We start from the raw sequence: 23,952 nt of genomic DNA on the forward strand, positions 1-23,952 counted from the left end.
ACCGGATAAGGCGTTGCCGCCATCCGGCAAGGAATGGCGGTGGTGCCACCCGACCGCTCAATAGCAGATTTACCGCTGTTCTTCGCTCCAGTCATCACTCTCTGACAGATCGCCAGAACTGGGAATACGTTTTTCTTCGGCTGCCCATTCCCCTAAATCGATCAATTGACAGCGTTTGGAACAGAATGGACGAAATGGACTGATTTCGCCCCAGACAACATTTTTACCGCAGGTTGGGCAGTTTACGATGGTTTGTTCAGACATTTTCACTCCTTAAACTCACTTCTTAACAACATGCCAGTTCAAAGTCCAGGCGTTCAGGAACCTGGCCATTTTCACTGTCCAGCGGCATAAAACGGATCGCAAAACGGCTTTTGTGCCCTGAAATTTGTGGATAAAGCTGTGAGTCCAGCGCCAGATGTAGACGCAACAGGTCTGCATCGTCACCGTTATCCTGATAGAAACCATTCAGGCTGGTTTGCTTACGGAAGGGCGCGGAGTTACGGATTAGATCCAGGATCAGCGTCAATGCCTGATTCAGTGGATTCAGGCTCGCAAGCCATGTTTCAACCAGAGCATCACGTTGCGATTGCGGCAGATGCAGCCAGATGTGCAGCGTTGGCAGATCAAAACTGCAGCAGCCGCCTGGAATGCTCAGACGCTGGCGTACCAGAGCGATGAGGCGATCTTCACGCAGTTCCTGTCCAATTCGTGGCGCTGAAATCAAAATGCTGCCAGCCGTTTTTAATTGCTGGCGAAGGGCATCAATTCGACTTTGATCAACACCAGGCACTTCCATCCAGGCCTTAAGCTTACGCTGCTGGCGTTCAAGCTCTTTGAGAAGTTCTGTGCGCACTTCTCCGCGCTCAAACACATCCAGCAAGTCACCGATATTACGGAAGAAATGCAGTGCTCCAGCATGATCTGCAATAGGGAGTTTGGCGGAGAGTTGTTGGATCAGAAACTCAATGCGCAGCCATGTACGCATCTTCTCATTGAGAGGGTGTTCAAAAAGGACCTGGGTGTGCATTACGGTTTTTCCTGTGAGACAAACTGCGACGCAAGTTGTAAATAGTGCGCATGCAGGCGGGCGACATCTGATGCAATGGCATCCGGCGCGCCGTTATTATCAATAACATCGTCCGCCACGGCAAGACGCGCTTCACGCGTTGCCTGGGCAGCCAGAATTTGTTCAACATGCTCACGCGTCACGTCGTCGCGTTGCATGGTTCTAAGGCGTTGCGTCTCTGGGGTGACATCGACCACAAGCACACGATCGGCCTTTTTGTACAACGCGTTTTCAACTAGCAGCGGCACCACCCAAAGTATGTAAGGCGACGTCGTTTGCTGAAATTGCCGCTGAGTTTCCTGCTGAATGAGGGGGTGCAGTAAGCTATTTAGCCAGGACTTCTCTTCTGGTGCGGCAAATATGCGTTCGCGTAAAACCCGCCGTTGCAATGAACCGTCCGCAGCGATAACGTCTGAACCAAAATGTTCCGCGATCGCGGTAAGGGCGGGTTGGCCTGGTTCAACCACCTGGCGCGCAATAATATCTGCATCAATCACGTTTATTCCGAGGTCAGCAAATGCATTTGCAACGGTGCTTTTACCACTGCCGATGCCGCCTGTTAAGGCTACCGTATACCTCATATAATTTGATCCCGGGAAATTGATTTTGATAATCAAATGGTTAAAAGTTAAACATGCGAAAGCGGTGCTGTTGTGAGGGGTGCCCACTGTTCGCCAGGTAAATTTATGGGATTGTAGCGTAAAAAAAGAGAATTTCGCAGTCTTGCGAAGCCATGATTAGTGCGTATGATAACGTCACTGGAGTTGTGCTCTCATTCTTATAGCCATTAACCCCAGGAATCCGCACATGCGTATCGAAGAAGATCTGAAGTTAGGTTTCAAAGACGTTCTTATCCGCCCTAAGCGTTCTACTCTCAAAAGTCGTTCCGATGTTGAACTGGAACGTGAATTTACCTTTAAACACTCAGGTCAGACTTGGTCTGGCGTCCCGGTTATTGCTGCGAATATGGACACCGTTGGTACATTTTCGATGGCTACCGCTTTGGCCTCTTTCGGTATTCTGACCGCTGTTCACAAGCACTACTCCGTTGCAGACTGGAGCGCGTTTGTCAGCGAAGCCTCTGCCGATGTGGTTAAGCACGTGATGGTCTCTACCGGGACTTCTGATGCTGATTTTGAAAAAACGAATCAGATTCTGGCGCTGAATCCGGCACTGAACTTTATCTGTATTGATGTGGCAAACGGTTACTCTGAACATTTCGTACAGTTTGTGGCGAAGGCGCGTGAAGCATGGCCAACAAAAACCATCTGTGCAGGTAATGTGGTCACCGGTGAAATGTGTGAAGAACTGGTTCTTTCCGGCGCGGATATTGTGAAGGTCGGGATTGGCCCTGGTTCTGTATGTACAACCCGAGTGAAAACCGGTGTTGGCTATCCGCAGCTTTCTGCTGTGATTGAATGTGCCGATGCGGCACATGGTCTGGGCGGCATGATTGTCAGCGATGGCGGCTGCACGATGCCAGGCGATGTTGCCAAAGCTTTTGGCGGTGGCGCGGACTTCGTAATGTTAGGCGGAATGCTGGCAGGCCATGAAGAAAGCGGCGGGAGAATTGTTGAAGAGAACGGCGAGAAGTTCATGCTTTTCTACGGTATGAGCTCAGAGTCTGCAATGACTCGCCACGTAGGTGGCGTTGCGCAATACCGCGCTGCAGAGGGTAAAACCGTTAAGCTGCCGCTGCGTGGTCCGGTTGAAAACACCGCGCGTGATATCCTCGGTGGTTTGCGTTCTGCCTGTACTTATGTTGGGGCATCCCGTCTGAAAGAGCTGACCAAACGCACCACCTTTATTCGCGTTCAGGAACAAGAAAACCGCGTTTTCAATAGCCTGTAATCGCTTGTGCTGGCGCGGCATTCAGCGCCAGCTTCTCACTACCCTCCACTCATTGCATCCCCAAGATGGAAAATGGGTAAATACATTGCCACCACCAACGTTCCTATAATTAACCCGGTTATCACCAACAGCGTGGGTTCCAGCAATGCCGCCAGGTTATCTGCCAGGGAGAGCGTATTTTCACTGTGATGTCGGGAAAGGTTATGCAACATCGTATCCAGTGAGCCAGAGGCTTCTCCGGTTCTCACCAGTTGCAGGCATAATGGACTAAATTCTCCGGCATTTTTGAACGCCAGCCAGATTGGGTGCCCTGCGGTAATGTCGTGCTGTATTTGCATCAGTCGTTGCGACCACCAGGGGCATACTATCGTTTCTCTCACGCTCTCCAGCCCTTGTAAAAACGTGATACCCGCACTTTGCGTCAGCGCCAGAATGGTAAATATTTGAGTGAGCTTCTGTCCCCGCACCAGACGACCAATCACCGGCGTTCGCAGCAGAAGGCGCTGGCGCAAGATCTGCCAGGACGGTTTTCGCCGTAGTATCGTATTTGCTATCGCTAACACGATACAAAGCAACGCCAGTAGCCATCCCGAGGACGCCGTAAAATCAGCGAATGCCATCACCCCTCGAGTCAAAGAGGGTAGCGGTGTATTGAACGTTTTATAGATGGCAGCAAATTCCGGTAGAACAAAGTGCAGCATGGCGAGAACGACCAGGAACGCCATAGTTAAAATGATGATGGGATAGCGCAGTGCTTTTTTCACTTTCTCCGTGAGTAGTTGCTGTGCCTTCTGCTGGCGGGCCAGTTCAAAACAGCATTCATCAAGTTTACCCGTCAGTTCTCCGGTACGAATCATCGCCTGATAAAGAGGGGGAAAGACATTTGCCCATTGCGAGAGCGCGCTGGAAAACGGTATTCCCTGTTCCAGGTCGTGCGCCAGAACGTGGAGTAATGCTCGCCATTGCCCACTGGGATGTTGTCCGGCAAGTAACGTTAGCCCTTCGGAAAGTGTTAAGCCTGCATTGAGGAGCGTTGCCAGTTGGTAGATAAGTTCTGCCGTTTTTTCTGCACGCCATTGGGCTGTTTTCACGCTTATGCGCCTGATACGAAGCGGTGTAATCCGTTGTTGCGCCAGAGCCACAAGCAACAATCCCCGGTTTTCAGCCCACAATGTGCCGTCTGCAGAGACGCCTTCGTCGTTAAGACCCTGCCAACGCCAGAGTTGTTTAGCCGCCATGAGGCATACCCAGTACACGGATCAACTCTTCAAATGTCGTTAATCCTTGTTCAACGGCCTCGCAGCCATTGTCAAAAAGCGAACGCATACCGGCCTGTTGAGCATGGGATTCAAGAGTTTCAATATCGGTTTCGTTAGCGATGAGTTGCCTGAGCGCTGGTGTGACGGGCAGAACTTCGAACAGTGCCGTACGCCCATAGAACCCATGGTGACAATGTTCGCAGCCGGGCGCCTGCCAGCGCGGGAGCCACGTGGGCCATAGTGTGGCCGGGAGTACAATGGAATCTCCCGTGACATGTCGGCAGTGCGGGCACAGTTTTCGCACCAGACGTTGTGCAACCACCAGCGTCAGCGCAGAGGAAAGCATCCAACGTGCCACGCCCATTTGCTGCAACCGGACCAATGTTTCAATGGTTGAGTTGGTATGCAGCGTAGAGAGAACCAGATGACCAGTTTGTGCCGCTTTAATGGCAATTTCCGCCGTTTCTCCGTCGCGGATTTCCCCAACCATGATGATATCGGGGTCCTGGCGCAGTAATGCACGTAATTCATTTAGGAAGCTGAGACCCGCACGAGGGTGGATTTGTGTCTGGTTGAGACCTTCGATGGGGATCTCGATCGGATCTTCCACGCTACAGAGGTTAAGGTCTGGCATGTTGCGTGTTTGCAGTGCGCTGTAGAGTGTGACTGTTTTTCCGCTCCCGGTCGGGCCTGTGACCAACACCAGACCCTGCGGTTGCTGTAGCGCCTGCATGAATTCAGTTAGCTGGTGTTCCTGCATCCCCAGCATTTTTATGTCCAGCGCCTGATTGACCTGGTGTAAAAGGCGGAGCACCACTTTCTCTCCGCCCCGACAGGGAAGCGTGGCGATGCGAAATGAGACTGCGCTACCGCTTAATTCGATGGCGAACTGCCCATCCTGCGGGAGACGGTGTTCCGCGATGTCCAGATGACCCAGCACTTTCAGTCTTGCAGTCAGCGCCGTACCCGTTTCCGACGATATGTTCGGCAAGGCGTGTAACACACCGTCCACGCGAAGTCTGATTCGGTAATGGTTTTCAGTCGGTTCAATGTGAATATCAGAGGCGCGTTTTGCCAGTGCAGTCTGTAAGGTCTGATGCAGCAATCCGGCAGCGGTCTGGCCATTTTCCGGGATAGCTGTCGACGACGCTTGTTGGGGTTTGTGCAGATGGCTTTCCATTTGTTGTTGAGTCCAGCATGCGAGATCGATCCGTTTTTGCGTCGCGAACCGCAGAGCATCCAACAATCCCTGAGAGGGCGAGTCGACCACGGCGATATGGACAGTATCGCTATCCACATTGATGAGTACAGCCTGATGGCGCTGGCACAAGGCCCGAAGTTGTGCGTCTTTCATTATTGAACCTCAATTGGCGTCAAAGCGAAAAACGTCTTCGCAGGCTTGCTGCAATGCGCTGTCATTCTGGATCGCGCAAACACGTGTCCAGCCAGTAATACCATTAGCGTTATCCCAGCCAGGCGTCATGGTGACGCTCAGACCATTGAGGCTTTCTTGTCCGGTGAGGATGACGACGCCTTTCGCTACGCTCATTTCAGAGACATAGCGAGTGGTCGTGGGGGAGGGAATACCATTCGTGCCGGCATTGCACGTATCCGTCCCGCCGTGGTCCAGCGCACACAGTTCCACTGCGGTGCGATAGGGGACGAAGGTTTGCAGCATGTCGGTCAGTGCCGCTTTACGCAGGTAATTCTGGTAAGCCGGAATACCAATTGCACTTAAAATAGCGATGATGCCAATGACGACCATCAATTCGATAAGCGTGAAGCCGCGTTGCTTGTCCATTGTCTGCTCCTTGAGTTAGCTGGCGCTACTGTGGCAGACGCAGGACGCTGCATACGAGAGGTAAAAAGCAAAACAGGAAGGCGGGTTCAGGCGTATTTATGTTGGTTTCAAAGCCAGGCAGAGCATTTGCGAAGAGGCTCGAAGAAAATGCCGGATGGCGGCGTAAATGCTTTATCCGGCCTACAAAAGAAGCGAGGATGCCAGGCCCGATAAGCGAAGCGCCATCGAGCAATGCAATCAGCGATTAACGAAAACGCATGGAGAGATCCAGGGCGCGCACATGCTTGGTGAGTGCGCCTACGGAGATGAAATCGACACCCGTTTCGGCAAATTCACGCAGGGTTTCATGGGTCACATTACCTGAAACTTCCAGTCTCGCCTGACCGTGAGTGCGTTTAACCGCCTCGCGCATTTGAGAAATGTCGAAATTGTCCAGCATGATGATATCTGCGCCCGCGTTCAGTGCGTCGTCCAGCTCATCCAGATTTTCAACTTCGACTTCTACCGGAACATCCGGGTGCAGCCAGAACGCTTTTTCAACAGCCTGGCGTACGGAACCAGAGGCAATAATGTGGTTCTCTTTGATCAAGAATGCGTCAGAAAGACCTAACCGATGGTTCGCCCCGCCACCGCAGAGTACCGCATATTTTAGCGCAGTACGCAGACCTGGCAGCGTTTTACGCGTATCCAACAACTGGGTATTCGTGCCGGCAAGCAGATCGACATATTCGCGTACCACACTGGCAACGCCAGAGAGGGTTTGAACGAAATTGAGCGCAGTGCGTTCACCCGTTAGCAAAATACGAGACGGGCCATCAAGTTCAAATAGCGGCTGATTGGCTTTGATGCTGTCGCCATCTGCGACATGCCAGGTGAGGTTTACATCGTCGCCCGCCAGTTGAATAAAGACCTCTTCAACCCAGCGTTTGCCACAAAATACGCCGTCTTCGCGGGTAATAACGACGGCATGAGAACGTGTGTTCTCCGGCAGAAGTTGCGCGGTAATATCGTTACTGGCGTCAACTTCTCCGCCTAAATCTTCGCGCAGTGCCTGGGCAACAGCGGCAGGGATATCCAGATTTATGCGTTCCAGCAGCGCGTCACGTCGGTAGTCAGGGTTATAGCGGCGAGGCGGCATGATAAAACTCCAAATTGCTAACGAATCATAAGGTAGAAACATGCTACTCTGAACCGGATATCAGCACCACATTTAAGGAGCTCTTGCATGTTGTTAGACAAGGGATGGCTGGTTGAGGCGCGACGTGTCCCCTCTCCGCATTTCGATTGCCGCCCGGATGACGAAGTCCCTTCATTATTGGTGGTGCACAATATCAGCTTACCGCCCGGTGAGTTTGGTGGTCCCTGGATTGATGCGTTATTCACAGGCGTTTTGGATCCCAATGCCCACCCTTTTTTTGCCGGGATTGCGCAACTGCGTGTTTCTGCCCATTGCCTGATTCGCCGTGACGGTGAAATCGTGCAGTATGTGCCTTTCGATAAACGAGCATGGCATGCAGGTGTTTCGAATTATCACGGGCGTGAACGCTGTAATGATTTTTCTATCGGTATTGAGCTGGAAGGTACGGACACGTTGGCCTATAGCGAGGAGCAGTATCAGCAACTGGCCGCGGTGACACGTACGCTCATCGCGCTTTACCCGGCAATAGCCAATAACATGACCGGACATTGCGATATCGCGCCTGAGCGTAAAACCGATCCTGGCCCGTCGTTTGACTGGGTGAAGTTTCGTGCTCTGGTCACCCCCTCGTCGCACAAGGAGATGACATGACGCTGTTTACAACATTATTGGTGCTGATTGTTGAGCGCCTGTTTAAGCTCGGTGAACATTGGCACCTCGATCACCGACTGGAGGCGTTATTCCGTCGCGTTAAGCATTTTTCGATGCTGAGAACGCTGGGGATGACGGCGATTGCAATGGGCATCACCTTTTTGCTGCTGCGCGCGCTGGACGGTTTACTGTTCAATGCCCTAACGCTGGCAGTCTGGATCCTGATAGGCCTGCTCTGTGTCGGTGCTGGTAAAGTGCGCCTGCATTATCATGCATATCTAAACGCGGCTTCTCGCGATGACGCACATGCGCGTGAGGCGATGGCCAGCGAGTTGACGCTTGTCCACGGTGTTCCACCGGAGTGCAATGAGCGCGAGTTTCTGCGTGAACTGCAAAATGCGCTGTTATGGATTAACTTTCGTTTCTATCTGGCACCACTGTTCTGGTTTATTGTCGGTGGCTCGTGGGGGCCCGTGACGCTAATGGGATACGCCTTTTTACGTGCCTGGCAATCCTGGCTGGCGCGTTATCAAAACCCGCATCAGCGTCTGCAATCGGGGGTTGATGCCATTCTGCATGTGGTTGACTGGATCCCTGTGCGTCTTGCTGGCGTGGTTTACGCCTTGTTGGGGCACGGTGAGAAGGCGCTGCCAGCCTGGTTTGCTTCTCTGGCGGATCTGCGCACCTCGCAGTATCAGGTTCTGACGCGTCTGGCGCAGTTCTCACTGGCGCGGGAGTCACATACGGACAAAGTGGAAACGCCGAAAGCCGCGGTTTCTATGGCGAAGAAGACGTCGTTTGTGGTGGTGGTAGTGATAGCACTGCTGACGATTTATGGGACGCTGATTTAGCGCCGTTATCGCCGGATGATGCTGCACATATCCGGCCTACGACAAGCGTAGGCACGGTAAGCGCAGCGCCATCGGGTGGTGAGTTAAAGTGTATCCGCAGGCGGGATGCCAAAATCAGGCATCCCGTTTTCCTTCCAGTGAACTAACTTCAGACGCGTGTGACGATTAGGATCGTAGAGCGGATCGCCTTCGATTTCGGTGTAGTTACGTGCGTGATAAATCAGCACATCTTCTCCATCCGGTGTTTTTGTAAAACTGTTGTGTCCTGGACCGTACTGGCGGTTCTTATCGCTGGTGGTAAAGACAGGATGCGGTGATTTTTGCCAGTTATCCGGGTTCAGCGGATCGGCATCTGCCTTAATCCATAGCAACCCCATACAGTAGTTTTCATCAGTGGCGCTGGCCGAATAACTGATGAACAGCGTATTGTCATGTTGTAAAACGGCGGGGCCTTCGTTGACCAGGAAGCCGCGGCATTCCCAGTCATACTCGGGTTTGCTCAGCATGACCGGCTCACCTTTGATCGTCCACGGATTGGACAGTTCGGCAAGATAGATATTTGAGTTTCCGGCAATATCAGGCGATTTTTGCGCCCACAGATACCACTGTTTGCCGTGATGATTAAACGTGGTGGCATCCAGTGCGAAGGTGTCGAACGGTGTTGTGATCTGACCTTTTTCAACCCAAACGCCAGTGAGTGGGTCTGCATTTGCACACTCGAGAGCGAACATGCGGTGCTGGAACATGCCTAAAGTGTCGAGCGCCTGGGTATGCGCGGCGGCAAAATAGATATACCACTTATTCTCAATGTGGTGCAGTTCTGGCGCCCAGATCAGTTCGCTCATTGGGCCGCTTTCTGGCTTGCGCCACACCACAACGGGCGTGGCGTCACGCAATCCTTCCAGTGAATTAGCCCGACGGATCTCCAGGCGATCGTATTCCGGTACGGAAGCAATGAAGTAGTAATCGCGGCCATCCTGGAGGATAAACGGATCGGCGCGTTGCTCAATAAACGGATTTGGCCAGGTGTGCATTAGGCTTTCCTTACTGTTTCTGCAGATTGAATGTCCTGATATTCGTTGAGTTCGCGGTAGTTGATGCGACGTTTTTCCAGATCGGCCTGAATCCGCTGCATAAATTCGCGATCGACTTTCAGCAGGCGAACCACGCCCGCAGTGATCAGGTAACCAATGCCTGGAATGATTGTGAACAGCAGCATAATGCTATTGATGGCATTTTCACTTTGCGCTTTTGCTCCCGCGTCGTAGCCGTACCAGGAGAGTAAAAAACCCACCATCGCCCCGGCAATCGCCAGACCTAATTTCAGGAAAAACAGATTGCCGGAAAAACTGATCCCGGTAATACGTTTACCTGTTTTCCATTCGCCGTAGTCATCGACGTCCGCCATCAGTGACCAGTGCAGCGGGGAAGGGATCTGATGAAGAATATTGAGCAGTACGTACAGTACGACAATCATTGTTGTCGCATGCGGGTCGAGGAAGTAAAAGGCGCAGGAGAAAATAGCCAGTATGATGTTGGTCCAGAAGAATACCTTCAGTTTACACCAGCGATCCGTCAGCACTTTCGCCAGCATACTGCCCCCCATCATGCCGACCACGCCCAGGCTGATAAACAGCGTTGCGAAATGGGTACTCTGTTGCATAACCCAGGTGACGTAATACATGGTTGCCGCCATGCGAATAAATCCAGGGCAAACATTGCATAGGGTTAATAGCAGGATTTTAACCCACTGGTCGTTCTTCCAGACGTCTTTGAGGTCCGCTTTTAAATCATCGTTGGTCGGGACCGCCGGACGTACACGCTCGCGCACGGTGGCGAAGCAAAATAAGAACATGCACATACCGATAAAGGCCAGCACGGTCATCGCCATCTGATAACCTTTGGCTTTGTTTTCGCCGCCAAACCAGTCGGCCATCGGCAACAGCGTGAGCGACAGCAGCAGGGTGGCGATACCCACCAGTACAAAGCGATAAGACTGACAGGCGACGCGCTCTTTCGGGTCGTTGGTGATGACACTACCTAACGAGCAATAGGGAATGTTGATGGCGGTGTAAGTGATAGATAACAGGAAATAGGTGACAAACGCATAGATAACCTTGCTGTTGTAGCTCCACTCAGGCGTGGTAAACATCAGTACACTAAACAGGGCGTAGGGGAAGGCAATCCACAGTAGCCAGGGGCGAAAACGCCCGTATTTGCTGCGCGTTCGGTCAGCCAGAGCCCCCATAATCGGGTCAGTGACGGCGTCAATGATGCGCACAGAAAGCAGCAATACGCCGACCAGCGCCGGAGCCAGACCAAAAATATCCGTATAAAAATAGTTAACAAACAGCATAATAGCGCCAAAGATGATATTACATCCGGCGTCACCCATGCCATAACCGATCTTTTCTCTTACAGACAGCTTACGCGTTTCCATTGAGAATTCTCCCCTATCAGGTGTAAAGAGGATTATTCGCCCCGGTATGGATAATTGCGTTGCAGGAAAAGGTTACTGATATGGATAAAATAGCTATGCGCGGGAAAGTGTGAGGCAGGTAACAACCCTCACCCGGGCGGGTGAGGGTGGAGAGGATTAATGCGCTTTTACGGCTTTAGCGGTTTTCTGTTTGCACAGATAACCGACGCCAAGAATGACCAGCCAGACGGGGATCAGCCAAACGGAGATCGCCATACCAGGCGTCATCAGCATAATCACCAGCACTGCCGCCATGAAAATCAGGCAGATCCAGTTACCTAAAGGATAAAACATCGCGGGGAAGCGGGTGGTGACACCCTGTTGTTCTTTGGCGCGACGGAACTTGATATGCGCGAGGCTTATCATGGCCCAGTTGATGACCAGCGCAGAAACCACCAGCGCCATCAACAGACCAAACGCAGATTCAGGTGCCAGGTAGTTAATCAGTACGCACAGCGCGGTGACCAGCGCAGAAACCAGAATGGTGTTCACTGGCACGCCGCGTTTATCGACAGTCATCAACGCTTTCGGCGCATTACCCTGTTGAGCCAGGCCGAAAAGCATACGGCTGTTGCAGTACACGCAGCTGTTATAGACAGAAAGAGCGGCGGTCAGTACTACCACGTTCAGCGCGTTCGCCACAAAGGTATCGCCCAATTCGTGGAAGATCAGGACGAACGGGCTGACGTCAGCGGTAACGCGCGTCCATGGCATCAGAGAGAGCAGGACGGCCAGCGAACCCACATAGAAAATCAGGATACGGTAGATAACCTGGTTAGTGGCTTTCGGGATGCTTTGTTCCGGGTTATCCGCTTCTGCGGCAGTGATCCCCACTAATTCAAGACCGCCAAACGAGAACATGATGATGGCCATCATCATGACCAGTCCGGTGAAGCCGTGCGGAAGGAAGCCGCCTTGATCCCACAAGTTGCTGACGCTGGCCTGCGGGCCGCCGTTGCCGCTGAACAGCAACCAGCCGCCGAACAGGATCATCGCCACAACAGCAATTACCTTAATAATGGCGAACCAAAACTCCATTTCACCGAACACTTTCACGTTGGTCAGGTTAATGGCGTTGATGGCAATAAAGAAGACGGCCGCTGAAACCCAGGTCGGGATTTCCGGCCACCAGAACTGGACATACTTCCCAACGGCGGTCAGTTCCGCCATCGCAACCAGCACGTACAGCACCCAGTAGTTCCATCCGGAGGCAAAACCTGCGAATCCGCCCCAATATTTGTAGGCAAAATGGCTAAAGGAGCCTGCAACTGGCTCTTCAACGACCATTTCACCTAACTGACGCATGATTAAAAACGCGATAAAACCGGCGATCGCATAACCCAGAATAATGCCGGGCCCTGCAGACTGAATAACGGAAGCGCTACCCAGGAACAGCCCGGTGCCTATTGCGCCACCCAAAGCGATGAGCTGGATATGGCGGTTTTTAAGGCCGCGCTTTAGCTGCTCGCCATGCTGTTGACCATCCATCATGAAACCTCGTGTGTGGTTTTACTCTTCATAATTCCAGGCGGCGTTGGCGCAGCCCGCACTATTTTGAGTCATTATTTTTGAACTACGCAGTGATGCGTGTGTAAGTTTGCAATTCCGTTTGTTGTATTGATTTGTTTACGGTCGTGAATTCTAAAATGTTAAACAAAGACTTTTGTCTTATTCAGAATAATGGTATGCGGACGCGAATGCACCTGCTTTATGAAGGGGGGGTGACGACTTGAATAAAAAGAAACCATTTGTAAATGCCATCTCACCGAAGTCCTGGTTTGCTATATGCATATTTATTCAGTGTTTAGGCGATAAAAATCGATAAGCAAGCAGGTGAATCGGTTCAGATGGGATATTTTTTCGTTTCAATTACGTTAAATTTTCTTAATCGTGGGTAAATTTAACATTTGTGCATAGTTACATGTTTGAAACGTTATTTCTGTAATCTTGTTAAAATGTGCTTGGTTTACTGATTTCAATCAAAACCTGTATGGACAGAAGGTGAATACTTTGTTACTTTAGCGTCACGAACGTGAAATTGGTAAGACCAATTGACTCCGGGCAAATGGCTTAAGACAGGGAATCATGGCCTACAGCAAAATTCGCCAACCTAAATTATCCGATGTGATTGAGCAGCAACTGGAGTTTTTAATTCTTGAGGGGACCTTACGCCCCGGCGAAAAACTCCCACCGGAACGCGAACTGGCAAAGCAGTTCGATGTCTCCCGACCCTCCTTACGCGAGGCGATCCAACGTCTCGAAGCGAAGGGTCTGCTGCTTCGTCGCCAGGGCGGCGGAACTTTTGTTCAGAGCAGCTTGTGGCAAAGTTTTAGCGACCCACTGGTAGAACTGCTCTCCGATCACCCTGAATCCCAGTTTGACCTGCTCGAGACGCGTCATGCGCTGGAAGGCATTGCTGCATACTACGCGGCACTGCGCAGTACGGATGAAGACAAGACTCGCATTCGTGAACTCCACCATGCCATTGAACTGGCGCAACAGTCCGGCGATCTGGACGCAGAGTCCGACGCGGTTCTCCAGTATCAAATTGCGGTCACTGAAGCGGCGCACAATGTGGTGTTGCTCCATTTACTGAGATGTATGGAGCCGATGCTGGCGCAAAACGTTCGCCAAAACTTTGAATTGCTGTATGCGCGTCGGGAGATGCTGCCGCTGGTAAGCGGTCACCGTACCCGTATTTTTGAAGCGATTATCGCCGGGAATCCCGAAGAGGCGCGTGAAGCGTCGCACCGTCACCTGGCGTTTATCGAAGAAATTCTCCTGGACCGAAGCCGTGAGGAAAGCCGTCGTGAACGCGCCTTACGCCGCCTGGAGCAGCGAAAGAATTAGTGATTTTTCTGGTAGAACGTTAACCAGAAGATGTTGTAAATCAAGCGCTATTTAAGGCGCGGCAACTAAACGCAGAACCTGTCTTATTGTGTTTTCCCGCGAAAATGCAATGGGACAGGTTCCAGATAACTCAACGTATTAGATAGATAAGGAATACCCCCATGTCAGAACGTTTCCCAAATGACGTGGATCCGATCGAAACTCGCGACTGGCTACAGGCGATCGAATCGGTCATCCGTGAAGAAGGTGTTGAGCGTGCTCAGTATCTGATTGACCAGCTTCTTTCTGAAGCCCGCAAAGGCGGCGTGAAAGTAGCGGCAGGTGCAGGGGCCAGCAATTATGTAAACACTATTGCCGTTGAAGATGAGCCGGAATACCCGGGCAATCTGGAGCTGGAACGCCGTATTCGTTCTGCTATCCGCTGGAACGCCATCATGACCGTGCTGCGTGCATCTAAAAAAGACCTTGAGTTGGGTGGCCACATGGCATCCTTCCAGTCTTCCGCAACCGTTTATGATGTTTGCTTCAACCACTTCTTCCGTGCACGCAACGAGCAGGATGGCGGCGACCTGGTGTACTTCCAGGGTCACATCTCCCCAGGCGTCTACGCACGTGCGTTCCTCGAAGGCCGTCTGACTGAAGAGCAGATGGACAATTTCCGTCAGGAAGTGAATGGCAAAGGCCTGTCTTCCTACCCGCACCCGAAACTGATGCCGGAATTCTGGCAGTTCCCGACCGTCTCTATGGGTCTGGGCCCAATCGGTGCGATCTACCAGGCTAAGTTCCTGAAGTATCTGGAACACCGTGGCCTGAAAGATACCTCTAAACAAACCGTTTACGCGTTCCTGGGCGACGGCGAGATGGATGAGCCGGAATCCAAAGGTGCGATCACCATCGCCACCCGTGAAAAACTGGACAACCTGGTCTTTGTTATCAACTGTAACCTGCAGCGTCTTGACGGACCGGTCACCGGTAACGGCAAGATTGTCAACGAACTGGAAGGCATCTTCGCAGGTGCTGGCTGGAATGTGATTAAAGTGATGTGGGGCGGTCGTTGGGATGAGCTGCTGCGTAAAGATACCAGCGGTAAACTGATCCAACTGATGAACGAAACCCTTGATGGTGACTACCAGACCTTCAAATCCAAAGATGGCGCTTACGTTCGAGAGCACTTCTTCGGTAAATACCCGGAAACCGCTGCGCTGGTCGCTGACTGGACTGATGAGCAGATCTGGGCACTGAACCGTGGTGGTCACGATCCGAAGAAAGTTTACGCTGCACTGAAAAAAGCGCAGGAAACCAAAGGCAAAGCAACGGTCATCCTCGCCCATACCATTAAAGGTTACGGCATGGGCGACACCGCCGAAGGTAAAAACATCGCGCACCAGGTGAAGAAAATGAACATGGACGGCGTGCGTCATATCCGCGACCGTTTCAACGTTCCAGTTACCGATGAGCAGGTTGAAAAACTGTCTTACATTACCTTCCCGGAAGGTTCTGAAGAACACACTTATCTGCACGCTCAGCGTCAGAAACTGCACGGCTACCTGCCGAGCCGCCAGCCGAACTTCACTGAGAAGCTGGAACTGCCGACCCTGGAAGACTTCGGTGCGCTGCTGGAAGAGCAGAACAAAGAGATCTCCACCACTATCGCTTTCGTTCGTGCCCTGAACGTGATGCTGAAGAACAAGTCGATCAAAGATCGTCTGGTGCCGATCATCGCTGACGAAGCGCGTACTTTCGGTATGGAAGGTCTGTTCCGTCAGATCGGTATTTACAGCCCGAACGGCCAGCAGTACACCCCGCAGGACCGTGAGCAGGTTGCTTACTACAAAGAAGACGAGAAAGGTCAGATTCTGCAGGAAGGTATCAACGAGCTGGGCGCAGGTTCTTCCTGGCTGGCTGCTGCGACTTCTTACAGCACCAACGATCTGCCGATGATCCCGTTCTACATCTACTACTCCATGTTCGGGTTCCAGCGTATCGGCGACCTGTGCTGGGCAGCTGGTGACCAGCAGGCGCGCGGCTTCCTGATCGGTGGTACTTCCGGTCGTACGACGCTGAACGGCGAAGGTCTGCAGCACGAAGATGGTCACAGCCATATTCAGTCTCTGACTATCCCGAACTGTATCTCTTACGATCCGTCTTACGCGTACGAAGTTGCGGTCATCATGCACGATGGTCTGGAGCGCATGTACGGTGAGAAACAAGAGAACGTTTACTACTACATCACCACGCTGAACGAAAACTACCACATGCCGGCAATGCCAGCAGGTGCCGAGGAAGGTATCCGTAAAGGTATCTACAAACTCGAAACCCTCGAAGGTAGCAAAGGTAAAGTTCAGCTGCTGGGCTCCGGTTCTATCCTGCGTCACGTCCGTGAAGCAGCGCAGATCCTCGCGAACGACTACGGCGTAGGTTCTGACGTTTATAGCGTCACGTCCTTCACTGAACTGGCGCGTGATGGCCAGGATTGTGAGCGCTGGAACATGCTGCACCCGCTGGAAACGCCGCGCGTTCCGTACATCGCTCAGGTGATGAACGACGCTCCGGCTGTGGCATCTACTGACTATATGAAACTGTTTGCCGAACAAGTTCGTACTTATGTACCGGCTGATGATTACCGCGTACTGGGTACCGACGGTTTCGGTCGCTCTGACAGCCGTGAAAACCTGCGTCACCACTTCGAAGTTGATGCTTCCTATGTGGTAGTAGCGGCACTGGGCGAACTGGCTAAACGTGGCGAAATCGATAAGAAAGTGGTTGCGGACGCAATCGCCAAATTCAACATCGATGCAGAAAAAGTTAACCCGCGTCTGGCGTAAGAGGTAAAAGAATAATGGCTATCGAAATCAAAGTACCGGACATCGGCGCAGATGAAGTTGAAATCACCGAGATCCTGGTCAAAGTGGGCGACACCGTTTCCGCAGAACAGTCGCTGATCACCGTAGAAGGCGACAAAGCCTCTATGGAAGTTCCGTCTCCGCAGGCAGGTATCGTTAAAGAGATCAAAGTCTCTGTCGGCGATAAAACCGAGACCGGTAAACTGATCATGATTTTCGATTCCGCCGACGGTGCAGCAGCTGCTGCACCTGCTCCGGCAGAAGCGAAAAAAGAAGCGGCTCCGGCAGCAGCACCAGCAGCTGCAGCGGCGAAAGACGTTCATGTACCGGACATCGGTGGTGACGAAGTTGAAGTGACTGAGATCATGGTGAAAGTGGGCGACACCGTTGCCGCTGAACAATCCCTGATCACCGTAGAAGGCGACAAAGCCTCTATGGAAGTCCCGGCTCCGTTCGCGGGCGTGGTTAAAGAGATCAAAATCAACACCGGCGACAAAGTGTCTACTGGGTCGCTTATCATGGTCTTCGAAGTGGCGGGTGCTGCACCTGCTGCCGCGCCTGCACAGGCTGCTGCTCCGGCAGCGGCAGCTGCACCAGCGGCTTCCGGTTCTAAAGAAGTGAACGTACCGGACATCGGCGGCGACGAAGTTGAAGTCACTGAAGTGATGGTGAAAGTGGGCGACAAAGTTGCCGCTGAACAATCACTGATCACCGTAGAAGGCGACAAAGCCTCTATGGAAGTTCCGGCACCGTTTGCGGGCACCGTGAAGGAAATCAAAATCAGCACCGGCGATAAAGTGAAAACCGGTTCTCTGATTATGGTCTTTGAAGTGGAAGGCGCTGCGCCTGCTGCGGCTCCGGTTGCTGCTCCAGCACCTGCTGCTGCACCGGCTCAGGTTGCTAAACCCACTGCGGCTCCGGCTGTGAAAGCGGAAGGCAAATCTGAGTTTGCTGAGAACGACGCTTACATTCACGCGACCCCGCTGATTCGCCGTCTGGCGCGCGAGTTCGGTGTGAATCTGGCGAAAGTGAAGGGCACTGGCCGTAAAGGTCGTATCCTGCGCGAAGACGTTCAGACTTACGTGAAAGAGGCTATCAAGCGCGCTGAAGCGGCTCCGGCTGCTGTCGCGGGTGGCGGTATCCCGGGCATGCTGCCGTGGCCGAAAGTGGACTTCAGCAAGTTCGGCGAAATCGAAGAAGTGGAACTGGGCCGCATCCAGAAAATCTCTGGTGCTAACCTGAGCCGTAACTGGGTGATGATCCCGCACGTTACGCACTTCGACAAAACCGATATCACCGATCTGGAAGCGTTCCGTAAACAGCAGAACGCCGAAGCTGAGAAGCGCAAACTGGACGTGAAATTCACCCCGGTTGTCTTCATCATGAAAGCCGTTGCGGCGGCGCTTGAGCAGATGCCTCGCTTCAACAGCTCTCTGTCCGAAGACGGTCAGCGCCTGACGCTGAAGAAATACATCAACATTGGTGTGGCGGTTGATACCCCGAATGGCCTGGTGGTTCCGGTCTTTAAAGACGTGAACAAGAAGAGCATCACCGAGCTGTCTCGTGAACTGACCACCATCTCCAAAAAGGCGCGTGATGGTAAACTGACCGCTGGCGAAATGCAGGGCGGTTGCTTCACTATCTCCAGCATCGGCGGCCTGGGTACCACCCACTTCGCGCCGATTGTGAACGCGCCGGAAGTGGCAATCCTCGGTGTTTCTAAATCGGCAATGGAGCCGGTATGGAACGGGAAAGAGTTTGTACCGCGTCTGATGATGCCAATCTCTCTCTCCTTCGACCACCGTGTGATCGACGGTGCTGATGGTGCACGCTTTATCACCATCATCAACAACACGCTGTCTGATATTCGCCGCCTGGTGATGTAATCGAAAAGCCGGCCTGACGGCCGGCTTTTTTCTGGTAATCTCATGTAGGTTATGGGGTTATTGGGTGACAAAGACAATTCGTTCGCCGTTTGTTGTTTCAAAATTGTTAACATTTTTGTACACTACGGGCGGATAGAACGACCCGGTGGATGATGGGCGACAAGACCAGGGATCGCCGGAAATAAATTAAGAGGTCATGATGAGTACTGAAATCAAAACTCAGGTCGTGGTACTTGGGGCAGGCCCGGCAGGTTATTCCGCGGCCTTCCGTTGCGCTGATTTAGGTCTGGAAACCGTAATTGTAGAACGTTACAGCACCCTCGGCGGTGTTTGTCTGAACGTGGGCTGTATCCCTTCTAAAGCGCTGCTGCACGTTGCAAAAGTTATCGAAGAAGCCAAAGCGCTGGCTGACCACGGTATCGTCTTCGGCGAGCCAAAAACCGATATCGACAAGATTCGTACCTGGAAAGAAAAAGTGATCACTCAGCTGACTGGCGGTCTGGCCGGTATGGCGAAAGGCCGTAAAGTGAAAGTGGTCAACGGTCTGGGTAAATTCACCGGGGCGAACACCCTGGAAGTGGAAGGTGAGAACGGCAAAACCGTCATCAACTTCGACAACGCGATCATCGCGGCGGGTTCCCGTCCGATCGAACTGCCCTTTATTCCGCATGAAGATCCGCGCGTATGGGATTCCACTGACGCACTGGAGCTGAAAACCGTACCAAAACGCCTGCTGGTTATGGGCGGCGGTATTATCGGTCTGGAAATGGGTACCGTGTACCATGCGCTGGGTTCAGAGATTGACGTGGTTGAAATGTTCGACCAGGTTATTCCGGCCGCAGACAAAGACGTTGTGAAAGTCTTCACCAAGCGTATCAGCAAGAAATTCAACCTGATGCTGGAAACCAAAGTGACTGCCGTTGAAGCGAAAGAAGACGGTATTTACGTTTCCATGGAAGGCAAAAAAGCGCCTGCTGAAGCACAGCGTTATGATGCCGTGCTGGTGGCTATCGGTCGTGTGCCGAACGGTAAAAACCTCGACGCGGGCAAAGCGGGCGTGGAAGTGGACGAGCGTGGTTTCATCCGCGTAGACAAGCAGCTGCGTACCAACGTACCGCACATCTTTGCTATCGGCGATATCGTCGGTCAGCCGATGCTGGCGCATAAAGGTGTTCACGAAGGTCACGTTGCCGCTGAAGTTATCGCCGGTAAGAAACACTACTTCGATCCGAAAGTGATCCCGTCCATCGCGTACACTGAACCAGAAGTTGCATGGGTCGGTCTGACTGAGAAAGAAGCGAAAGAGAAAGGCATCAGCTACGAAACCGCCACCTTCCCGTGGGCTGCTTCTGGCCGTGCTATCGCTTCCGACTGCGCAGACGGTATGACCAAACTGATTTTCGACAAAGAATCTCACCGTGTGATCGGTGGCGCGATTGTCGGCACCAACGGCGGCGAGCTGCTGGGCGAAATCGGTCTGGCGATCGAAATGGGCTGTGATGCTGAAGATATCGCGCTGACCATCCACGCGCACCCGACTCTGCATGAGTCCGTGGGCCTGGCGGCAGAAGTGTTCGAAGGTAGCATCACCGACCTGCCGAACCCGAAAGCGAAGAAGAAGTAATCTTCTGACTTTTGTGAAAACGCCTCTTCGGAGGCGTTTTTTTTGCCTGAAAACTACCTGTTCTGGTAGTCATCTTATTGATTTTAACGCTAAAAAAAACCTCTCTTCTGCCGATAATCCTTTCACCCTTGTGTGGCTTCTGGCCGCGCGGTTACTGGGATCTGGACACTTATTACACGAAGAAAGGAAAAATCATGTCTTTAAAAAAAATCGCAGTTGTTGGCATGGTCGTTGCGGCGATGACGCTGACCGGCTGCGGCGCAATGACCACCGCGGTGAAAAAACGTAATCTGGAAGTGAAAACGCAGATGAGTGAAACCATCTGGCTGGAGCCTTCCAGCGAGAAGACCGTCTACATTCAGGTAAAAAACACGTCTGATAAAGACATGAGCAACCTGCAAACCCTGCTGGCAAATGATCTGTCAGCGAAGGGCTATAAAGTGACCAGTTCACCGGACAGCGCATACTATTGGGTACAGGCAAACGTGCTGAAAGCGGACAAAATGGATCTGCGCGAGGCTCAGGGATTCCTGAAAACCGGCTATGAAGGCGCCGCGATGGGAGCGGCTCTGGGCGCGGGGATCACCGCTTATAACAGCAATTCCTCCGGCGCTGCGCTGGGCGTGGGACTGGCGGCGGGTCTGATCGGGATGGCCGCTGACGCGATGGTCGAAGACGTGAACTACACCATGGTAACCGACCTGCAAATTTCCGAGCGTAGCAAAGCGAAAGTCACCACGGATAACGTTGCTGCGCTGCGCCAGGGCACCTCCGGTATCAAGTTGCAAACCAGCAGTGAAAAGGGCGAGCGTGCGAAATACCAGACTCGCGTTGTGTCTAATGCCAACAAAGTTAACCTGAAGTTTGAAGAGGCGAAACCGGTGCTGGAAGCGCAGCTGGCAAAATCTGTTGCCAACATTCTGTAATCTGGCTCTGCACCCGTAAAAAGGCGAAACGCCTGAGCCATTCTGGGGGCTATAGACAATAATCCCCGTGTAAAAACACGGGGATTATGAGTCATCAGCAGTAGCGTAACGCTGCTTTTTTTATGTCGGTTATTCTACCGGTGTCCAGGGCGCATCCTGGGTATATTGGGTGATAGCCGTCACTTTCTCTACGGTATCGTCGCCTAAATCAGCCTGATAAACCCGATCATCCTGATTTACTATAAAGCTCATCACGCCCGTTTCTCCCCACTCCACCGGCCACGCCAGTAGTGCGAATCCTTTCTCATCATTGCTTTTGACGATGCGAAAGTGATAGCCATGATAACCCGTACCTGGCACCACCGGGCTGAATGCCGGTCCTAATGGGCTTGGGTCTTCTCCTGGTTTCATCGGCCAGTACAGGCCATCCTGCTTGCCTTCGCTACTGATCAATTTCGTGGCGAAAACCTGTTTGCGCTGCCAGTAGTCGTACTGAGCGTCAACATAGGCGCGCATTGCTTGTATGGCTGACAGTTCATTACGACCGATGGCGCGGGTGAGGATCTCATCCTCTGCGGCAGCCATATCGAAATGCCAGCCTTTGCTGGTTTTGACGATAGGGACGGGCAGTTGCCAGTCTTCTTGCCCGACATTCAGATGTGCAATGTTCTCTTGTTTTACAATGCGATGACTGACCTTCCAGTCACGGTTAAAGCGAGCGACCGCTTCCGGGTCGGCTCCTTCCGGCGGGAGATATTGTTGCCAGTTGTCGCCTAACACTGCATTAAGATGCGTTTCATTTTGCTGAGCAACAGCATCAGCAAAAGCCTTTGCCGCCTCTTCAGGAGAAGAGAACAACTGCTGCGCGTGGCTCATCAGAGGCAATGACAACAGCAGGGCACTTAACATGATTTTTTTCATCATTTGCTCCGATTAACGACGGCGTTCGTGACGCTCAGACATATTTCCACGCGCCTCGGCACGTTGTTGGGTATTTGCACGGCTCACACGGCGGCTTTCCTGACCCCGCGATTGCTGAGATTGCCAGGAAGGCGAGCGGCTGTCATTCCCACTGAATGCGTTAGAACGATTACTCTGTACACGTGCCTGACGTTGTTCCGTCGAGACAGTGCTTCGCCGCTGCGTTGTGGACGACTCCACGCGCTGGCGAGCGTTATCGCGTTGCTGCTGAGAGACCTGCTGTTGGGCTTTCGCTCTCTGCTCACTGCGATTCTGCTGCTGGTTCTGCGTTGTCGATTTTTGTAGCGTTTTTTGCGCGGCTTCCCGACGCGTACTGTTTTGCGGAGTATCGTAACCGCGATAGTTGTTACGTTGGGCAACTTGGTTCAGTTGCTGTGACGCCGCTTTGCGTTGCATATCGCGAGAAGAAACCGACTGCTGGGCCGTTTTGGGGGCGGTGTTGTTGCGCTGCTGGAGCTCTGTCATCGCCGCCTGGCGCTGGCTGTCGCGGGATGCCGTTGTGGCCAGTGATTGCTGCGTTGTACGTACCCCACCACTGACATTAGTCTGATTAAAACGTTGCGAGACCGCGTTACTCTGGTAAGGCACGCCGCCGCGATAAGCAGGGTTGTGCTGCCAGTTCATATTCCGGTCTTTAAGGTTTTGACCGGAGATGCGGTTGAGGTTTTCCACATCAATATTGATGTTGTTGTCCCCGTTACGTTCATAATGGCCGCCACCACCGTGGTAGTCATCATCGTGATCGTGGTGATAATCGTCGTCGTCATCATCCCAGTCAATGTCACTGAACAAGGCATAGGTCGTAGCTACTCCCAGGCTAAAACCAAAACCGTTTACAAAACTGCTGGCGAATTGTTGCCCCGGAGGAGGTGGCATATACACCGGCGGATAGGACGTATTTGGCCAGGTGCCGTAAACCGTTGAAGGGTTATAGCTTGGGACATAGACGACCTGCGGGTCAGTGGGCTCAATTTTGATAACGGTCGGTGCCGGGGCTTGCGTTGTCGTATTTGTGGTGTTGTTGGTGGTTGTAGTGGTAGTGGTCTGTGTCGCGGCAACTGTTTTCTTCGGCTCGCTGGTCACCGTTTGCTGCGGTGAAGATTTCAGCGCACCGGTTTGTTGCGCCAGTAATCGCAGGCGCTGAACGGAGTCCATCACATCCTGCGGCTGCGCCAGGAAGGCATCACCCAGGTTTTGTACCCACGGAGGATTCTCACCCATCATCGCCATTAGCTGAGGAAACGCGACCAGCGATTTGACGCTCGGATCCCACGGTTGACCCGCCACCGCCTGAATTGCGGCATCTCCTTGCAAATTCGGATTATCACGCGACCATTGCACAGCCTGAACCACGTTCGCCGGGTAGGTCGACGCCATCAGTACCTGAGAAAGCAGCGGATCAGGAAAGAGCGCAATAGGCGCAACCCACTGATCAATTTGGGCAGTGGTGAAGGTCGGTTTTGCGACAGGCGCAGCGGCTGCGGCAGGGTCTTGAGGCGCCGTCGCGACAGGGGCGGTCTGAACAGGGGCAGGCGCCGGCGCGGGCGCTTCGGGGGTCTGGCTTTTGATATACAACACGCCCGAAGCGGCGAGCAATCCAGTGCAACACACCAGAGCAATCACATAGGGCTTAAAGGGCAACTTCATCTTCTCTCTCCCGATTCCTGCGGAATCGCCAGGGTCATAATACCTGCCGCATGACGTTGCGGTGTGGCATGAGTATAGAGAGACAATAGTTTAATT

Annotated in this window: 20 protein-coding genes; 8 read left to right on the top strand and 12 right to left on the bottom strand. The window is 52.7% G+C overall.

Annotated features, from left to right (window positions below; all coding sequences use genetic code 11):
• Positions 1-69 precede the first annotated feature (69 nt).
• Genes yacG through coaE form a run of 3 tightly spaced genes read right to left on the bottom strand, consistent with a single transcriptional unit; the run spans position 70 to position 1,650 of the window.
• Positions 70-264 (bottom strand): DNA gyrase inhibitor YacG, encoded by a 195-nt coding sequence (gene yacG, locus CJP72_RS11105; protein ID WP_162381029.1) that lies wholly within the window; start codon positions 262-264, stop codon positions 70-72.
• A gap of 22 nt (positions 265-286) precedes the next feature.
• Complete coding sequence (gene zapD / locus CJP72_RS11110; protein WP_162381031.1) at positions 287-1,030, bottom strand: cell division protein ZapD; 744 nt, start codon at positions 1,028-1,030, stop codon at positions 287-289.
• The gene (gene coaE, locus CJP72_RS11115) at positions 1,030-1,650 is read right to left on the bottom strand and encodes a dephospho-CoA kinase (protein WP_162381032.1); all 621 of its coding nucleotides are present in this window, start codon (positions 1,648-1,650) and stop codon (positions 1,030-1,032) included. The genes zapD and coaE overlap by 1 nt, the downstream gene beginning before the upstream one ends.
• 226 nt (positions 1,651-1,876) lie before the next feature.
• On the opposite strand from coaE, the gene CJP72_RS11120 reads away from it, so the two are divergent.
• Positions 1,877-2,920, top strand: coding sequence for a GMP reductase (locus tag CJP72_RS11120; protein ID WP_162381034.1), 1,044 nt, complete (start codon positions 1,877-1,879; stop codon positions 2,918-2,920).
• Between the two features lie 38 nt (positions 2,921-2,958).
• Here the strand turns inward: CJP72_RS11120 and hofC are convergent, their stop codons facing one another.
• The 4 genes from hofC to nadC all read right to left on the bottom strand — a co-directional run bounded on the left by hofC (position 2,959) and on the right by nadC (position 7,118).
• On the bottom strand, positions 2,959-4,158 hold the full coding sequence (hofC, locus tag CJP72_RS11125) for a protein transport protein HofC (RefSeq protein WP_162381036.1): 1,200 nt from the start codon (positions 4,156-4,158) through the stop codon (positions 2,959-2,961).
• Positions 4,148-5,533 (bottom strand): type II secretion system protein GspE, encoded by a 1,386-nt coding sequence (gene gspE / locus CJP72_RS11130; protein WP_162381037.1) that lies wholly within the window; start codon positions 5,531-5,533, stop codon positions 4,148-4,150. Before gspE ends, hofC begins: the two co-directional genes overlap by 11 nt.
• A 9-nt stretch (positions 5,534-5,542) precedes the next feature.
• Positions 5,543-5,980 (bottom strand): prepilin peptidase-dependent pilin, encoded by a 438-nt coding sequence (ppdD, locus tag CJP72_RS11135; RefSeq protein ID WP_162381038.1) that lies wholly within the window; start codon positions 5,978-5,980, stop codon positions 5,543-5,545.
• A 244-nt stretch (positions 5,981-6,224) separates the two neighbouring features.
• Positions 6,225-7,118, bottom strand: coding sequence for a carboxylating nicotinate-nucleotide diphosphorylase (nadC, locus tag CJP72_RS11140; protein WP_162381040.1), 894 nt, complete (start codon positions 7,116-7,118; stop codon positions 6,225-6,227).
• Between the two features lie 87 nt (positions 7,119-7,205).
• Here nadC and ampD point away from each other — a divergent pair, with 87 nt between their 5' ends.
• Both ampD and ampE read left to right on the top strand, forming a co-directional pair.
• On the top strand, positions 7,206-7,769 hold the full coding sequence (gene ampD, locus CJP72_RS11145; protein ID WP_162381042.1) for a 1,6-anhydro-N-acetylmuramyl-L-alanine amidase AmpD: 564 nt from the start codon (positions 7,206-7,208) through the stop codon (positions 7,767-7,769).
• A complete protein-coding gene (gene ampE, locus CJP72_RS11150; protein ID WP_162381044.1) occupies positions 7,766-8,620 on the top strand; it encodes a beta-lactamase regulator AmpE in 855 nt (284 codons plus the stop codon). Before ampD ends, ampE begins: the two co-directional genes overlap by 4 nt.
• Before the next feature lie 83 nt (positions 8,621-8,703).
• On the opposite strand, the gene CJP72_RS11155 is transcribed toward ampE, so the two are convergent.
• From CJP72_RS11155 to aroP, 3 genes are all read right to left on the bottom strand, one after another.
• Positions 8,704-9,654, bottom strand: a complete 951-nt coding sequence (locus CJP72_RS11155; RefSeq protein ID WP_162381045.1) for a glycoside hydrolase family 43 protein — start codon at positions 9,652-9,654, stop codon at positions 8,704-8,706.
• A complete protein-coding gene (locus CJP72_RS11160) occupies positions 9,654-11,060 on the bottom strand; it encodes a glycoside-pentoside-hexuronide (GPH):cation symporter (RefSeq protein ID WP_162381047.1) in 1,407 nt (468 codons plus the stop codon). Before CJP72_RS11160 ends, CJP72_RS11155 begins: the two co-directional genes overlap by 1 nt.
• Positions 11,061-11,216: 156 nt before the next feature.
• Positions 11,217-12,590 (bottom strand): aromatic amino acid transporter AroP, encoded by a 1,374-nt coding sequence (gene aroP, locus CJP72_RS11165; protein WP_162381049.1) that lies wholly within the window; start codon positions 12,588-12,590, stop codon positions 11,217-11,219.
• Between the two features lie 594 nt (positions 12,591-13,184).
• On the opposite strand from aroP, the gene pdhR reads away from it, so the two are divergent.
• From pdhR to traT, 5 genes are all read left to right on the top strand, one after another.
• On the top strand, positions 13,185-13,949 hold the full coding sequence (pdhR, locus tag CJP72_RS11170; RefSeq protein WP_162381051.1) for a pyruvate dehydrogenase complex transcriptional repressor PdhR: 765 nt from the start codon (positions 13,185-13,187) through the stop codon (positions 13,947-13,949).
• Between the two features lie 161 nt (positions 13,950-14,110).
• Positions 14,111-16,774: a pyruvate dehydrogenase (acetyl-transferring), homodimeric type gene (gene aceE / locus CJP72_RS11175; RefSeq protein ID WP_162381052.1), complete on the top strand. Its 2,664-nt coding sequence runs from the start codon at positions 14,111-14,113 to the stop codon at positions 16,772-16,774.
• 14 nt (positions 16,775-16,788) lie between these two features.
• Positions 16,789-18,678 (top strand): pyruvate dehydrogenase complex dihydrolipoyllysine-residue acetyltransferase, encoded by a 1,890-nt coding sequence (gene aceF / locus CJP72_RS11180; protein WP_162381054.1) that lies wholly within the window; start codon positions 16,789-16,791, stop codon positions 18,676-18,678.
• A gap of 199 nt (positions 18,679-18,877) precedes the next feature.
• Entirely contained in the window at positions 18,878-20,302 is a 1,425-nt protein-coding gene (gene lpdA, locus CJP72_RS11185; protein ID WP_162381056.1) for a dihydrolipoyl dehydrogenase, read from the top strand.
• A 194-nt stretch (positions 20,303-20,496) separates the two neighbouring features.
• Positions 20,497-21,228, top strand: a complete 732-nt coding sequence (traT, locus tag CJP72_RS11190; RefSeq protein ID WP_162381058.1) for a conjugal transfer complement resistance protein TraT — start codon at positions 20,497-20,499, stop codon at positions 21,226-21,228.
• 129 nt (positions 21,229-21,357) lie between these two features.
• On the opposite strand, the gene CJP72_RS11195 is transcribed toward traT, so the two are convergent.
• Together CJP72_RS11195 and CJP72_RS11200 are read right to left on the bottom strand one after the other, a co-directional pair.
• Complete coding sequence (locus CJP72_RS11195; RefSeq protein ID WP_162381213.1) at positions 21,358-22,149, bottom strand: DUF2950 family protein; 792 nt, start codon at positions 22,147-22,149, stop codon at positions 21,358-21,360.
• Between the two features lie 12 nt (positions 22,150-22,161).
• Positions 22,162-23,856, bottom strand: coding sequence for a DUF3300 domain-containing protein (locus CJP72_RS11200; protein WP_162381059.1), 1,695 nt, complete (start codon positions 23,854-23,856; stop codon positions 22,162-22,164).
• Positions 23,857-23,952 lie beyond the last annotated feature (96 nt).

The sequence above is a fragment of the Citrobacter sp. NCU1 genome (assembly GCF_010231475.1).
Lineage (GTDB): Bacteria > Pseudomonadota > Gammaproteobacteria > Enterobacterales > Enterobacteriaceae > Citrobacter_D.

Bases quoted from the DNA above. Each gene is read 5' to 3' on its own strand.
- yacG (WP_162381029.1), bottom strand. From the start codon at position 264: ATGTCTGAACAAACCATCGTAAACTGCCCAACCTGCGGTAAAAATGTT.
- zapD (WP_162381031.1), bottom strand. From the start codon at position 1,030: ATGCACACCCAGGTCCTTTTTGAACACCCTCTCAATGAGAAGATGCGT.
- coaE (WP_162381032.1), bottom strand. From the start codon at position 1,650: ATGAGGTATACGGTAGCCTTAACAGGCGGCATCGGCAGTGGTAAAAGC.
- CJP72_RS11120 (WP_162381034.1), top strand. From the start codon at position 1,877: ATGCGTATCGAAGAAGATCTGAAGTTAGGTTTCAAAGACGTTCTTATC.
- hofC (WP_162381036.1), bottom strand. From the start codon at position 4,158: ATGGCGGCTAAACAACTCTGGCGTTGGCAGGGTCTTAACGACGAAGGC.
- gspE (WP_162381037.1), bottom strand. From the start codon at position 5,533: ATGAAAGACGCACAACTTCGGGCCTTGTGCCAGCGCCATCAGGCTGTA.
- ppdD (WP_162381038.1), bottom strand. From the start codon at position 5,980: ATGGACAAGCAACGCGGCTTCACGCTTATCGAATTGATGGTCGTCATT.
- nadC (WP_162381040.1), bottom strand. From the start codon at position 7,118: ATGCCGCCTCGCCGCTATAACCCTGACTACCGACGTGACGCGCTGCTG.
- ampD (WP_162381042.1), top strand. From the start codon at position 7,206: ATGTTGTTAGACAAGGGATGGCTGGTTGAGGCGCGACGTGTCCCCTCT.
- ampE (WP_162381044.1), top strand. From the start codon at position 7,766: ATGACGCTGTTTACAACATTATTGGTGCTGATTGTTGAGCGCCTGTTT.
- CJP72_RS11155 (WP_162381045.1), bottom strand. From the start codon at position 9,654: ATGCACACCTGGCCAAATCCGTTTATTGAGCAACGCGCCGATCCGTTT.
- CJP72_RS11160 (WP_162381047.1), bottom strand. From the start codon at position 11,060: ATGGAAACGCGTAAGCTGTCTGTAAGAGAAAAGATCGGTTATGGCATG.
- aroP (WP_162381049.1), bottom strand. From the start codon at position 12,590: ATGATGGATGGTCAACAGCATGGCGAGCAGCTAAAGCGCGGCCTTAAA.
- pdhR (WP_162381051.1), top strand. From the start codon at position 13,185: ATGGCCTACAGCAAAATTCGCCAACCTAAATTATCCGATGTGATTGAG.
- aceE (WP_162381052.1), top strand. From the start codon at position 14,111: ATGTCAGAACGTTTCCCAAATGACGTGGATCCGATCGAAACTCGCGAC.
- aceF (WP_162381054.1), top strand. From the start codon at position 16,789: ATGGCTATCGAAATCAAAGTACCGGACATCGGCGCAGATGAAGTTGAA.
- lpdA (WP_162381056.1), top strand. From the start codon at position 18,878: ATGAGTACTGAAATCAAAACTCAGGTCGTGGTACTTGGGGCAGGCCCG.
- traT (WP_162381058.1), top strand. From the start codon at position 20,497: ATGTCTTTAAAAAAAATCGCAGTTGTTGGCATGGTCGTTGCGGCGATG.
- CJP72_RS11195 (WP_162381213.1), bottom strand. From the start codon at position 22,149: ATGAAAAAAATCATGTTAAGTGCCCTGCTGTTGTCATTGCCTCTGATG.
- CJP72_RS11200 (WP_162381059.1), bottom strand. From the start codon at position 23,856: ATGAAGTTGCCCTTTAAGCCCTATGTGATTGCTCTGGTGTGTTGCACT.